11 protein-coding genes, 1 tRNA gene and 1 rRNA gene are annotated in these 14367 nt (G+C 58.6%); 12 read left to right on the top strand and 1 reads right to left on the bottom strand.

Annotated elements, in window-relative coordinates:
- The first annotated feature begins 91 nt into the window (after positions 1-91).
- Both ACTQVX_RS02410 and ACTQVX_RS02405 read left to right on the top strand, forming a co-directional pair.
- Positions 92-769, top strand: a complete 678-nt coding sequence (locus ACTQVX_RS02410; protein ID WP_441560103.1) for a copper homeostasis protein CutC — start codon at positions 92-94, stop codon at positions 767-769.
- A gap of 3 nt (positions 770-772) precedes the next feature.
- Positions 773-1570 (top strand): DUF4931 domain-containing protein, encoded by a 798-nt coding sequence (locus ACTQVX_RS02405; RefSeq protein WP_427794446.1) that lies wholly within the window; start codon positions 773-775, stop codon positions 1568-1570.
- Between the two features lie 30 nt (positions 1571-1600).
- On the opposite strand, the gene ACTQVX_RS02400 is transcribed toward ACTQVX_RS02405, so the two are convergent.
- Positions 1601-2599: a bile acid:sodium symporter family protein gene (locus ACTQVX_RS02400; protein ID WP_427794445.1), complete on the bottom strand. Its 999-nt coding sequence runs from the start codon at positions 2597-2599 to the stop codon at positions 1601-1603.
- A 275-nt stretch (positions 2600-2874) separates the two neighbouring features.
- On the opposite strand from ACTQVX_RS02400, the gene recJ reads away from it, so the two are divergent.
- The 10 genes from recJ to ACTQVX_RS02350 form a co-directional block, all read left to right on the top strand.
- Positions 2875-6162 carry a single-stranded-DNA-specific exonuclease RecJ gene (gene recJ, locus ACTQVX_RS02395; protein WP_441560101.1) on the top strand — a complete coding sequence of 1096 codons (3288 nt, stop codon included), beginning with the start codon at positions 2875-2877 and terminating at the stop codon, positions 6160-6162.
- A gap of 14 nt (positions 6163-6176) precedes the next feature.
- Entirely contained in the window at positions 6177-8537 is a 2361-nt protein-coding gene (locus ACTQVX_RS02390; protein ID WP_154517206.1) for a RelA/SpoT family protein, read from the top strand.
- Positions 8538-8623: 86 nt separating this feature from the next.
- A complete protein-coding gene (locus tag ACTQVX_RS02385; protein WP_441560100.1) occupies positions 8624-9307 on the top strand; it encodes an MBL fold metallo-hydrolase in 684 nt (227 codons plus the stop codon).
- 194 nt (positions 9308-9501) lie between these two features.
- Positions 9502-10368, top strand: a complete 867-nt coding sequence (fba, locus tag ACTQVX_RS02380; RefSeq protein ID WP_441560098.1) for a class II fructose-1,6-bisphosphate aldolase — start codon at positions 9502-9504, stop codon at positions 10366-10368.
- 253 nt (positions 10369-10621) lie between these two features.
- On the top strand, positions 10622-12055 hold the full coding sequence (locus ACTQVX_RS02375; protein ID WP_154517214.1) for a transglutaminase-like domain-containing protein: 1434 nt from the start codon (positions 10622-10624) through the stop codon (positions 12053-12055).
- A gap of 39 nt (positions 12056-12094) precedes the next feature.
- Positions 12095-12181 (top strand) — tRNA-Leu (locus ACTQVX_RS02370).
- A 248-nt stretch (positions 12182-12429) separates the two neighbouring features.
- Positions 12430-12999, top strand: coding sequence for a translation initiation factor IF-3 (infC, locus tag ACTQVX_RS02365; protein ID WP_006234423.1), 570 nt, complete (start codon positions 12430-12432; stop codon positions 12997-12999).
- Between the two features lie 32 nt (positions 13000-13031).
- Positions 13032-13223, top strand: a complete 192-nt coding sequence (gene rpmI / locus ACTQVX_RS02360; RefSeq protein ID WP_006234422.1) for a 50S ribosomal protein L35 — start codon at positions 13032-13034, stop codon at positions 13221-13223.
- A gap of 46 nt (positions 13224-13269) precedes the next feature.
- Complete coding sequence (gene rplT, locus ACTQVX_RS02355; RefSeq protein ID WP_006234421.1) at positions 13270-13629, top strand: 50S ribosomal protein L20; 360 nt, start codon at positions 13270-13272, stop codon at positions 13627-13629.
- Between the two features lie 539 nt (positions 13630-14168).
- Positions 14169-14367, top strand: a 16S ribosomal RNA gene (locus tag ACTQVX_RS02350); the annotation flags it as partial.

Raw genomic sequence — 14367 nt, 5'->3', positions numbered from 1 at the left:
GTCAGCGCCCCTTTTGAAATGATCCGTTGGCTTGGTATTTAAAGTGCGACAATGCCGTGTGGAAATAGAAGTGTCATCTGGGGGTCTATCTATGCTGTACGAGTTTTGTGCCGAGAACTTTGAGCGGGTGCCGGCGGCCATTGCGGCCGGTGCGGGACGCATTGAGCTGTGCGACAACCTTGCGGTTGGAGGCACCACGCCCTCGGCCGGCGTTATCAGCGCTACGACCAGCTATGCTCGCGAGCACGATGCACGGGTGATGTGCATGATCCGTCCGCGTGGCGGCGACTTTCACTACAACCAGGACGAGCTGCGCATGATGGAGATGGACTTGGGCCTTGCCGTAAGTGCCGGCGTCGATGGCTTGGTCTTTGGCTGCTGCAAGCCCTGTGCCGGCGGATGGGCGCTCGATGAACTTGCGTTGGGCGCCCTTGTGATGGCTGCGGGCTGCGCGACCGAGGAGTGCAAGCGCGAGCCCATCGACATTACCTTTCACATGGCGTTTGACCAGCTCTCGCCCGAGGCTCAGCTCGACGCGATTGACACGCTCGCCGACTGCGGCATAGCGCGCATCCTGACGCATGGCGGTGCCGCCGGCACGCCGATTGAGGACAACCTGGAGCATCTGTCGCACCTTATCGACTACGCGGACGATCGCCTGACCATCCTTCCCGGCGGCGGCATTTCCACGGCCAACCGCGATACCGTGGCTGCGGCACTGGGCGCCTCCGAGCTCCATGGCACCAAGATCGTGCCGCTGGAGGTATAACCCGTGCCCCTGGTATTTGACGTTCAGCAGGCGAGCGGGAAGCCCGACGACAACCGGCGCCCTGGCACCGCGTGCCCCTTTTGCGATACCGAGGAACTCGCCAATATCATCCGGCGCGACGGTGACTGTATCTGGCTCGAGAATAAGTTCAAGACCCTGCGCGCTACCCGTCAAACCGTGCTGATCGAGTCGGCCGACCACGACGCAGACCTGGTGACCTATGCGCCGGACGAGCTGCATCATGTCATGCGGTTTGCCCTGGGTTGCTGGCAGCAGATGATCGATTCACAGCAGTATCGAAGCGTGCTCATGTACAAGAACAAGGGTCCGCTCTCGGGCGGTAGCCTCGTTCATCCGCACATGCAGATTGTGGGTTTGGAGCAGGAAGATGGCTATGCTTCGCTGACTTCCGCCAATTTCGAAGGCATCAATGTCTGGCAACAGGGGAGAATTGCAGTCAACATCTCAACCGAACCGATTATGGGGTTCTTTGAGGTCAACGTTTCAGCTCCGCGGGGAATCGCCGCCAGCGATGACACGCGGGACCAAGCCGAGGCGGATCTCTTCGCCGATGCGATCCAGGTAGCTCTGCGTTATATCCTAAACGAGCACCACGGTGGCCGTGCAGAGTCGTACAACTTGTTCTTCTATCACCTGGGCGGTCGGACCATTGCCAAGGCGCTGCCGCGTTGGGTGGTTTCGCCCTACTTTGTCGGCTATCGTTTGGCCCAGGTCAATGCCGAGACGACGCTCGATATCGATGCTGAGCGCCTGCGCGCGCATCTGGAAACGCTCGTATAGCAAGACTAACACCCGCGTAATGCGGATAGCCTAGCGTGCCATGGCGTCGCGGCCGGCCTCGACGCGCTTGCGCTGAGCAGCGCGCTCCTCGCCGGTTAGACGCTCAAAGAGATGCCCGATAAGCGAGGCAAGTACCTGCTGAAACAGCGTTCCGCACATGACGGGAAATACGACTTCGCCCGGAAAGTATTGCGTGGCGATGACGGCGCCCGAAGAGATGTTGCGCATGCCGCAGGTAAAGCACATGGTAGTCGTTTCGCTATACGGCAGATGCAGTGCGCGGGCGACCAGAATACCGACGACAAAGCCGCTGATGGCGAAGATCAAAATAAAGAGGGCGACTTCCAAGCGCACCGCGTTCATGTGCAGCACGTACTCGCTCATGGCGGTGGAGTTCGACGCGATAACACCCATCATCATGAACTTGCAGGCGGGCGAGAGCGCGGGGGAGAGCTTCTCGTGTCCCCATCCGCGCGTGAGTTCGTTAATCACGATGCCGAGCAGGGCGGGGATAGCGATCATGAAGGCCATGTTCTGCATCATGCCCGGCACGTCGATCGAGACGGTGGCGCCCAGCAAGAGCTTAAGCGTGAGCGGAATCGTAACGGGTGAGATAACCGAGGACGTCAGGATGATGGTGAGCGCGAGCGGGCCGTTGCCGCCGAACATGCTAATCCACATAAAGGCAGTGACTGCCACAGGTACGCTGTACTCGAGCACGATACCGCAGACTAGGTTGGGGTTGGAGCCAAAGAACAGCGACCCCATGGCATAGGCTGTTATGGGAATAAGCACCGCCGAGACCAGCAGCGCCAAAATCAGGTGCAGCGGACGGCGGAATACTTCGGCTACCTGATGGAAGGTGTTGCTGAGGGCACCTTGGAACGTCATAAAGGCAAACAGGGTGGGGACGATGGGCTTGAGTACGCCGATTTGCTGGGGAAAGAGCACGCCGAGCGTCACGCAAATCGGAACGATGATCTGCATATGCCCCGCGAGGAACTTACCCAGTCCAACCCATTGCTTCATATGCGCTTATGACTCCCTTTGCTCGTGAATCCGTTTTGAATGGATATGCTAGACGCTCGCATGCGTCCGTGTGGCTGAAACGCCCGATTATTTCGAGGCTATTACCGCCCTCGTTTATCGAAACCACGGCGTGCTGGACGTTGTGCGTCCGCGCCGCACGGTATAATAAATCCGTTCAACAGATCTGCCTGCCGAAGCGGGCATACACAGAGGACTCATCGCTATGAACCGTGAGAGGTATCGCGGCGACCTGCCCCTATCGGGGGTGGGCGCCTATGTCATCGCTTAAGACAACGCATCGCTGGGCGGTCGCTCAGCAAAACCCCGAGCTCGAAAAGGAGCTTTCGGCTGGCCTGGGCATACCCGGGCTGGTGGCGCGCATTATGGTTGCGCACGGCATTACATCCATCGAGGAAGGCCAGCTTTTTCTGACGCCTTCGCTCGATCGCGACTGGGCGGACCCGCTCGTTATTCCGGGTATGGCGGTCGTCGTCGACCGCGTTGAGCGTGCTATTCGCAGCCACGAGCGCATCGCCGTCTTTGGCGATTTTGACGTCGACGGCATTACGTCGACTTGTCTGTTGACCGAGGCGCTGCGTTCGTTTGGCGCCAACGTCACGCCGTTTATTCCGCATCGTTTTGACGAGGGCTACGGCCTGTCGCGTGCGGCGCTCGACCGCGTTAACGAGCTCGCTCGCCCCCAGCTGATCGTGACCGTCGATAACGGCATTGCCGCCAAGGAAGAGGCCTCCTATCTGGAGAGCCTGGGGATCGATTTGGTGGTCACGGACCATCACGAGCCGTCCGACCAGGTGCCGCAGGACGTGCCCCTGACCGACCCCAAGCTCGAGGACAAGGGTCCCTCGCGCGAGCTTGCCGGTGCCGGCGTGGCACTCAAGCTGGTGCAGGTCCTGGGCGAGCGTTTGGGCAAGCCGTCGTATTGGCGTTCGCTGATAGAGGTCGCGGCGCTGGGCACCGTGTCCGACATGATGCCGCTTACGCCCGAGAATCGCGCGCTGGTCGCCGAGGGCATCCAGCAGATGCGCGCGACGGCCCGTCCCGGCTATATCGCGCTTGCCGCACTTGCCAAGGCCGACCTTTCTACCATTACGGCCGACGGCCTGTCGTTTTCGCTCATCCCCCGTCTGAATGCTGCCGGCCGCATGGCTGATCCCAAGCTGGCGCTCGACCTGCTGCTTGCCCGCGACCCCATCGAAGCGAGCGCGCTTGCCGCCGAGCTCGAGGAAATCAATCGCCAACGCCGCGAGATTGAGGCCGAGCTTACGCGCGATGCCATGGCGAAGGTCGAGGAGACTTATGACGGCGGGCGCGCAATCGTCGTGGGCGGCGAGGGCTGGCACGAGGGCGTCAAGGGTATCGTGGCGAGCCGCTTGACCAATCGCTATCACGTGCCGGCGCTGCTCTTCTCGATCGAGGATGGCGTTGCGCGCGGATCGGGCCGCTCGGTGGGCAAGATCAACCTGTTCGACGCCGTCGAGCGTTGCTCCGACCTGCTGATTCGTCGCGGCGGGCATGCCGGTGCGGTGGGTGTGACCATCGAGGCATCCAAGCTCGATGAGTTCCGCCGTCGCCTTTCGGCCGTGCTATCGGAGCTTCCCGCCGAGGACTTTGAGGACACTGACGAGGTTGCCGCCACCGTTGATCTCTCCGAGCTAAATATCGAGACCATCGAGCAAATTTCCCGTCTTGAGCCGTTTGGCCAGGGCAATAAGGTGCCGCTTCTGGCCGCCGAGGGCGTGACGATGTGCGATCGCGCCGTGGTGGGCAAAACCGGCGAGCACATGCGCTTTGTGGCGACCGATGGTGCCGCGAGTGTGCCGGCCATCATGTTCCGCGTGCCGCAGATCGATAGGCTCATCAATTGCGACAGCGCCGTCGACTTGGTGTTCGAGGCCGTGGCCGAGCATTGGCAGGGACGTGTGAAGCCCAAGCTCATGATCAAAGATGTCTTGGTGCGCGATACCGCGGCGCCCAATATCGACGATCCGGCATGTGAGCTTCGCCGCGGCGTGCAACCGGCGGATTCTGGTCTGCGCCTGGAGTCGCGTAAACGCGAGACGCTCGCCCAGCTTTCTTATACCGAGCTCACGCGCTCGCTTATCCATAGCTTTATCGGCTCGAACCAGCCGCATCGCGCGCAGGTCGAGGCACTCGACGCGCTTGCCGACCATCAGAGCGTTTTGGCCGTTATGGGGACGGGGCGTGGCAAGTCTCTGATTTTCCATGTGCATGCCGCGCGCGAGGCGGTTCTTCGCGGGCGTGCGAGCATTTTTGTCTATCCTCTGCGTTCGCTCGTTGCCGATCAGGCCTATCACCTTTCCTCGACGATGGCCGCGCTCGGCATTGGCGTCGGCGTGCTGACTGGCGAGACCGTGGAGGCCGTACGCGATGACGTGTTCGCCGGCCTTGCTTCGGGTCGCACCGGTATCGTTCTCACGACGCCCGAGTTCTTGTCTATCCACCGCGATCGATTTGCGCGTTCTGGACGTATTGGCTTCGTTGTTATCGATGAGGCGCACCATGCCGGTCTTGCTAAGGGTGGTGACCGGAGTGCATACCTCGATATGCCCGATATTCTTAAAGCCCTGGGCGACCCCGTTGTCATGGCGGCAACGGCTACCGCGACGGCTCCAGTTGTGGCAGAGCTTGCTCGCGTATTGCCGATTACCAGCACGGTGGTCGACGAGACCGTTCGCGAGAACTTACAACTCGAGGACGATCGTGACCTTGCGAGCCGTGAAAATCGCCTGGTTTCGATCGTTGCGACGGGGGAGAAGACCGTCATCTACGTGAACTCGCGCGACCAGTCCGTGGCGCTTGCCAAGACGTTGCGCAAACGTGTGCCCGACTGCGCGACCCATATCGCGTTCTATAACGCCGGGCTTGCGCGTTCCGATCGCCGACGCGTCGAGGAGGCGTTTCGAGATGGCAGCCTGAGCTGCATCGTTTCAACCTCGGCCTTCGGTGAGGGCGTCAACCTGCCCGATATCCGCCATGTCGTGCTCTACCACATGCCGTTTGGCGCGATTGAGTTTAACCAGATGAGTGGCCGTGCCGGCCGCGATGGGCAGCCTGCCGTGATTCACCTGCTCTATTCGTCTCGTGACGCTCGTATTAATGAGCGCCTGCTCGATTGTTACGCGCCCGAGCGCGATGAGCTTGTCACGCTCTATCGGGCGCTGCAGACCATGTGGCGCTCCAATCGTGGCAAGACGGGGGACGATTCATTCTGCGCAAGCGATATCGACATTGCGCAGATGTGCCTTGCAATCGACGCGCGCACGCCGGTCGATGAGCGTTCGGTGGCAAGCGGCTTGGGAATCTTCGAAGAGCTCGGTTTCTGTCACGTTTCGGGGTTTGACGATACCCGTCGCATCGCGATGACCGAAAACCCCGGGCGCGTGCAGTTGAGCAGGTCGATCCGCTATTTGGAGGGCTTGCGCTCGCGCATGGAGTTCTCGGCTTTCCGGAGTTGGGCACTCGATTCGTGCGCTTCTGATATGCTTACCAAAATTAACCGCCCGATCGTACCGCGGACCTAGGGAAGGGGACCTCGATGGATGCCGCAGCCCGTACCGCCCATGATTCCGCCCTCCAGCCCTTTTCGGAGATGGAGCACTATACGCATGCCGATGATCTGCCGCCCGAGATTATGGCGGACAGCTACGACAAGCTGGAGCGCCTGTGCCTTAAATATATGAGTGAGGATGACTTCTCCAAGGTGGAGCAGGCCTACTGCTTTGCTGCCGAGAAGCACTGCAACCAAAAGCGGCGCTCGGGTGAGATGTACATTAACCATCCCGTCGAGGTGGCTATCATTTTGGCCGACCTTAAGATGGACTGCGATGTGGTGTGCGCTGCATTGCTGCACGATACCGTCGAGGATACCGATACCTCGCTTGCCGATGTTTCGGGCCTGTTTGGCGAAACCGTGGCAGAGCTCGTCGACGGCGTGACCAAGCTCACCAACATCGAAGTCGACAACATGGACGAAAAGCAGGCGCTTACGCTGCGCAAGATGTTCCTCGCCATGTCCAAGGACATTCGCGTCATCATCGTCAAACTCGCCGACCGCCTGCATAATATGCGCACGCTTGCCGCCCTGCGCGAGGACCGCCGCCTGTTTAAGGCGCGCGAGACCATGGATGTGTACGCGCCCCTGGCCGACCGCCTGGGCATGAGCTCTATCAAGTGGGAACTCGAGGATCTGTCCTTCTTCTACCTTGAACCCGACGCTTACCAGCGCATCGCCCGCATGGTGGCAGAGTCACGCGAGGTTCGCGAACGCTTTCTGGCCGAGACTATCAAGACGCTTACCGATGAGCTCGACCGCATTGGCCTTGAGGGTTTTCAGATCAACGGTCGTTCCAAGCACTATTGGTCCATCTATCAAAAGATGAAGCGCAAGGGCAAGGAGTTCTCCGAGATTTATGATCTGGTGGCGCTGCGCGTCATCACCCATTCGGTGCGCGATTGCTATTCCACGCTTGGTGCCGTGCATACTTTGTGGCATCCCATGCCCGGTCGTTTTAAAGACTATATCGCTATGCCCAAGGTCAATAACTACCAATCGCTCCATACGACGGTTATCGGCCCCACGGCCCGTCCGCTCGAGATTCAGATTCGAACCTACGAGATGCACGAGCAGGCCGAGTACGGCATCGCCGCTCACTGGCTATATAAGAAATCGGGCGGATCGTCTGCCTCCAAGACCAACGACGCACAGCGTCTGGACGATCAGATTAACTGGCTCAAGCACTCGCTCGATTGGGCAGCCTCTGACGAGATCACCGATGCCAAAGAATATCTGCACTCACTGAAGGTCGACCTGTTTGACCAGGAGATTTTTGTCTTTACGCCCAAGGGTGAGGTCATGGCGCTTCGTGCGGGCTCTACACCGCTCGACTTTGCCTACGCTGTTCATACCGAGGTCGGCAACCACTGCGTCGGCGCCAAAATCAACGGTGCGGTGGCTCCGCTCACGCACGAAATCAAGACGGGTGACCGTGTCGAGATCCTGACTAACAAGAGCTCCAAGCCGTCGCGCGATTGGCTCAAGATCGTCAAGACGCCTTCGGCCAAGTCAAAGATTCGCCGTTACTTCGCCGCTGCGACCAAAGACGATGACGCTGCTGCCGGTCGCGATATGCTGGCCAAGGACCTGCGCAAGCGCGGGTACGGCATCTCTACGCCGCGATCCACGCGTGCGCTCAATGCCGTGGCGGAGCAGTTTAACTTCAAGCAACTCGAGGACCTGTTCGCAGCCGTTGGCGCGGGCAAGGTCGCCCCGCGCGCTGTGGGCAATAAGGTCGAGCAAATCTTGGATCCCAAGCCCGAGGAGCAGCTTACCAAGGCCGAAGCCATCGCTGAGGTCGTCAAGCAGCCTGCCCGCGGTTCCAACCGCAAACCGCAAAAGCGTGGCAAGAGTGCAAGTAACGGCATTATCGTCAAGGGCGAGAGCAACAGCGGCCTGCTGGTTCGTCTGGCGCATTGCTGCAATCCGGTGACGGGCGACGACATCGTGGGCTTTATCACGCGCGGTCGAGGCGTCTCGGTGCATCGTGCCAACTGCCCCAACGTCAAGGGTCTCATGGAACACCCCGAGCGTATGATTGACGTGGAGTGGGATGGTGCTGCCGATACGCTTTTCCAGGTCGAGATCGTGGTCGAGTGCTTGGATCGTATGGGCTTGCTCAAGGATGTCACCATCGCCATTGGCGATGCAGGCGGAAATATCCTTTCCGCCGCTACCTCGACCAACCGCGAGGGCATTGCGACCCTGCGCTTTATGGTCGAGATTTCGGACGCGAGCGGTCTGGATCCGCTGCTGGCATCCATCAGCAGTGTCGACTCGGTCTATGACGCACGCCGTCTGATGCCTGGCGAGGGTGGGGCTCAGCTTAAGCGTCGCGTATAGGCGTGACGAACGCACAACGGTAATGATATTGGCTACGTTCGAGGCATCGTTTGATGCCTCGACGCTTGTAGAAGGAGGACGTGCTCATGGTCACTGCAGCTTTGGACTTAACCCCTCGGGGTACGGCTTCGATTGAGGCGCTTGTAAACGGCCCCATTCAGACCAACAGTTACGCCGTAATCTCGAGCGGCGAATGCCTGATTATCGATCCGGCCTGGGAAGGTGAGCGTCTTGTGGAACATATCTATGCCAAGCATCCTGACGCGCGCGTGCTAGGCGCTGTCTGCACCCATGGCCATGCCGATCACGTAGGTGGCGTTGCCGGAGCGCGAGCCGCCGTCGGTAAGGGTTTCCTATATGAGTTAGGTGCGAAGGACGTGTTGGTATCTCGTGAGAATATCGAGGAGCAGCGAGCGATGTGGGGCATCGATACGCCCGATCCGGGCGAGCCGACGCGATTGCTTGCTGAGGGCGATACGATTGAATTGGGTGATATCTGCCTGCAGGTGATCGAGACGCCCGGTCACACACCGGGTGGCATTGTCTTGTTCGCCGCCACCGAGCAGGGAAGCATCGCCTTTGTTGGCGACACCCTGTTCCCGGGCAGTCACGGCCGCACCGATCTCGCCGGTGGAGACGAGGCGGCGATTCTGCGCTCGCTTTCCAAGCTCGCCCAGCTGCTTCCAGCCGATACCGTTTGTTTAACGGGTCATGGTGATTCGACCACTATGGCGCGCGAGCTCATGCAGAACCCTTTCATGCAGATGTAGCTTTGCAGTCAGCTGCTTAAGCACGAGAAGTGTCCAAACGTCAAGATATTTTCCCCAACGGGCCGATTCCGTAGGGCAAACGGTCAAAAAAAGTCTGTTTGGACGATATTCGTGAACAAACGAACGTTTACGCTCGGGTACGCCGTGGTAAAATCTCATGCGTTATCGGAGCAACCTTACAGGAGGTTTCTTTTATGCTCGTCAACGCAGCAGACATGCTCAAGAAGGCCGAGGCCGGCAAGTATGCTCTCGGTGCCTTCAACACCAACAACCTCGAGTGGACTCTGGCTATTCTCCAGGCCGCCGAGAAGGCCAAGTCTCCGCTGATCCTTCAGTGCACCGCTGGTGCCGCTAAGTGGATGGGCGGTTTCAAGGTCTGCGCCGACATGGTCAAGGCTGCCGTCGAGGCCACGGGTGTTACCGTTCCCGTCGCCCTTCACCTCGATCACGGTTCTTACGAGGACTGCTTCAAGTGCATCGAGGCCGGCTTCACGTCCATCATGTATGACGGCTCTCACGAGGAAACCTTCCAGCTTAACCTCGATCGCACCAAGGAGCTCGTTGAGCTTGCCCATTCCAAGGGCATGTCCATCGAGGCCGAGGTCGGCGGCATCGGCGGCACCGAGGACGGCGTGACCTCCAACGGCGAGCTCGCTGACCCCGCTGAGTGCAAGCAGATTGCTGACCTGGGCGTCGACTTCCTCGCCTGCGGCATCGGCAACATCCACGGCGTGTATCCCGCCGACTGGGCCGGTCTTTCCTTCGAGCGTCTGAGCGAGATCAAGGCTCAGACCGGCGACCTGCCCCTCGTTCTGCACGGTGGTACCGGCATCCCCGAGGATCAGATCAAGAAGGCCATCTCCCTGGGCATCTCCAAGATCAACGTCAACACCGACCTGCAGCTTGTCTTCGCTGCCGCCACGCGTGAGTACGTTGAGGCTGGCAAGGATCAGCAGGGCAAGGGCTATGACCCCCGCAAGCTCCTGAAGCCCGGTCGCGAGGCCATCGTTGCCCGCACCAAGGAGCTCATGGAGGAGTTTGGCTCCGTCAACAAGGCGTAAGTAGCGGTTTAACTTCCCGCCGGAGGCCCCGTTTCCCCTACGCTGTTTCCCTCGCGCTCACCTGGCTTCGCCAGAAGTCGCGCGATGGAATCAGCTCCGGGGAAACGGGGCCTCCTTCGTTAACTCGCTACGGGGTTACTGGGCTGAATTATTTATTTGACTACCGTTCAGCGGTGTTGATGGCTCCCTTGTTGGGGCTTTCTTTTTATGTCGGTACAATGGTCTCGGGTTGTCGTTCTGCGTGGGAGTGGTTATGGCTGTCGTTAATGTTTTGCCTGCCGATGGAAAGGTTGTTGCCGAGGGCCCCGTTGGTTGCTCTGTTGATGTTTGTTGCGATGATTTCCGGCATCTCGACATTGGATTGCCACCTGAGATCCTTCGTCTCAAGGACGCCGGGTACCTGGCGCAGGCTGTTGCGGCTTGCGACCGTCTTTTGGAACAGAGCCCTGATCCCTCGTTGGCCGCTTGCGTTCGTGCCGAGCGGTATCGCATGATCGAGACGTCGTTTCATTTTTCGGTGTCGCGCGATCAGGCTATTGCGATGATCCGCGAGGAGTGGCCGGAGTTTACCGAGGATCAGTTTGACGACCTGATCGATCGCAAGCGCATCGACTGGCGCTTTATCGATGGTGAACTGTTCGTTCTCGACAACTTCCTTGATTCTTTGCGTGTGTATCCCAAGGAGGTTCCGGGCCTGCGTCCCGATTCTACGGATGGAACTGCGCTGCGCAACCAGATGCTTAAGAAGATGGAATCACAGGGCGGGCTGTCTCGTGCCATTACGCTTAAAGCATCCGTGTCTGTTCCCGGTGCTCTGGAGGGGGAGGCCGTTCGCGCGTGGCTTCCCGTTGCCGCAGCCTGCCGCCAGCAGTCTCATATCGAGATTCTCGATATGACGCCGGAGGGGGTCCTTGCTCCCGCGAACGCTTTGGCGCGTACCGCCTCGTGGGTTTCCTCGGCTGATCGATCGTTCTCAGTGACCTATCGTTATCTGATTGATGCCGCTTATTGCGATATCTACGGGGGAGCGCTTCCGGCGCATCCGTGTATGGACGCGCCGCTGCCCAAGGATATTTCCGAGGACCGACCGCATATTGCATTCACGCCGTATCTGCAGCAGCTGACCGAACATGTTATCGATGGTCTCGAGGATCAGCTCGACCGCGCTCGGGCTATCTATGATTATTTGACGCATCATATCGACTATCGATACCAGCCACCGTATCTGCTTCTGGGCTCTATCGCCGATGACTGCGCGCATTCGCTTCGCGGTGATTGCGGTGTTATGGCACTCACGTTTATCACCATGTGCCGCATCGCCGGCGTGCCCGCACGTTGGCAGAGCGGCCTGTACGTTGCGCCCGACTCGGTGGGCTCGCATGACTGGGCGGAGTTCTATACACCGCAGACGGGTTGGCTTAACGCCGATGTCTCGTTTGGATCCTCGGCACGCAGGATGGGGGAGGAATGGCGCCGCCGCCACTACTTTGGCAACCTCGATCCATGGCGCATGGTGGCAAACTGTCGGTTCCAGGCAGAGTTTGAACCCGTCTTTGACGGTATGCGTGAGGACCCCTACGATAACCAGATGGGCGAGGCCTCGGTCGACGGTCGCGGATGCCGTCAGCGCGAGATGCTCCGCACGGTCGAACTCATCGAAATGCTCGAAGTTCCATTTTCGGACTAATCTACGGAAAGCTGTGATAAACTAACTCACGCAATACGTGCCCGAGTGGCGGAATTGGCAGACGCAGTGGACTCAAAATCCACCGTTGGCAACAACGTGCGAGTTCGAGTCTCGCCTCGGGCACCATACATGCAAAAGAGCGTTCAAGGGGGTTAAGGCCCCCTTTTTCGTGTACGTAATGTGATAACGAGCGGTACGTGTTATTATCGCCAAGGCGTTGTTTCCGCAATGCCCTAAAGAGGAACCCGAGGGTTCCCACCTTTTGGCGCCAATGAGCAGCTGACTGGTCATACAACTTAGATTCTCTTCCTCATATCGAGGATGTCTATGTGTACGACCTGGTTGCAAAAAAGCGCCGGGTTATTTTTTTATGAATGGAGGTAGGGAAAATAGCTAAGTCTGATGACACCCGCATCAACGACGAGATCACTGCATCTTCGTGCCGTTTGATTGGCGTCGATGGCTCTCAGCTCGGTCTGTTCGCCATCCGCGATGCCCAGCGCGTCGCCGACGATCAGGGTCTCGACCTTGTCGAGATCGCTCCCAACGCGGAGCCGCCGGTCTGCAAGGTCATGGACTACGGTAAGTTCAAGTACCAGCAGGCCATGAAGGCCAAGGCTGCTCGTAAGAACCAGTCCAAGGTCGAGGTTAAGGAAATGAAGTTCCGACCCAAGATCGACGTTGGCGACTACGAGACCAAGAAGGGCCACGTTCTGCGTTTCCTCAAGAAGGGCGCACGCGTTAAGATCACCATCATGTTCCGCGGCCGTGAGATGGCTCACCCGGAGCAGGGTCTTAACGTTCTCGAGCGTCTCGCCGAGGATCTTAAGCCTTACGCTACGGTCGAGTCCAAGCCTAAGATGGAAGGCCGTAACATGCTTATGCTGCTCGCCCCAATTAAGGGCGCCTTTGATGAGGATAAAGCGGCAAGTGATACTAAGTAACTAGTGTTCTGTAACCGATTAAGGAGTATTTCATGCCTAAGATGAAGTCCCACAGCGGCACCAAGAAGCGTTTCCGCAAGACTGGTACCGGCAAGCTTATGCGCGCCAAGGCTTTCAAGAGCCACATCCTGAGCAAGAAGTCCACCAAGCGTAAGCGTGGCTTCCGTCAGGAGACCGAGATCGCCGCTGCCGACCGCAAGGTCATCAAGTCGCGTCTCGCCTAAGTTAGCGTTCCCGTTTTTCGTTTAACCGTCTAGGAGTTGATAGAACATGGCACGTATTAAGCGCGCTGTTGCCGCCAAGAAGAAGCGCCGTACCGTTATGCACCGTGCGAAGGGTTACTACGGTGCCGCTTCGCGTACTTACAAGCATGCTAAAGAGCAGGTCCAGCACTCTCTGCAGTATCAGTACCGTGACCGCCGCAATAAGAAGCGCGAGATTCGCTCTCTCTGGATCACCCGTATCAACGCTGCTGCTCGCCTGAACGACATCTCTTACTCTCAGTTCATGCACGGCCTGAAGGTCGCCGGTATCGAGCTCGACCGCAAGGTCCTGGCTCAGATGGCTTACGAGGACATCGAGTCTTTCAACGAGCTGGCTACCATCGCCAAGAAGGCTCTCGAGGCCTAATTGATTCTCTTGAATCGCTAGGGGAGTGTCGCGCTGTGCGCGGCGCTCCTTCTTTTTATCTAAGGCGCTGGTTTATATAGCAAAAGCGCGGGTAGATAGACACTTACAGGTGACCGATCTTTATATATCTCTTAACCGAAGGGTCATCATCTGATACGTACAGTATTTCTGCACCAGCCTTTCTATTACTTATATAGGAAGCGATATATTGTGTAGGACTTGTGAAGAGTGGAATTGACGTCCCACATCGCTTCGCGGTCTGGCAATATATCTCCTTGCCGCGCGGCCCGGTCGGACCGGGAACCAGCGCAGGCGTGCACCTTGAGAACCGGATACTGCGAGGATGGACACACCAGATGTGTCGCATCCGGGCAGACATCGAACCATTTGAAATGGTCTGACTTGGATTCGTTTTTCGCAAGGCCGCCGAGAGGCGGCCCCGAGGAATTCCTTTTCCTATCAAACAGAACCATATGAATCGAACGGAACCGATCAGCGATGACTGAGAGGACCGGACGGGCTCGAGGCCCAAACATATTTGGACGGAGAGTTCGATCCTGGCTCAGGATGAACGCTGGCGGCGCGCCTAACACATGCAAGTCGAACGGCACCTATCTTCGGATAGAAGCGAGTGGCGAACGGCTGAGTAACACGTGGAGAACCTGCCCCCTCCCCCGGGATAGCCGCCCGAAAGGACGGGTAATACCGGATACCCCCGGGTGCCGCATGGCGCCCGGG

Source organism: Collinsella sp. LCP19S3_A6 (assembly GCF_052122015.1).
GTDB lineage: Bacteria > Actinomycetota > Coriobacteriia > Coriobacteriales > Coriobacteriaceae > Collinsella.
The sequence above is the reverse complement of the archived record's forward strand: the minus strand, read 5'-3'. Positions and strand labels throughout refer to the sequence as shown.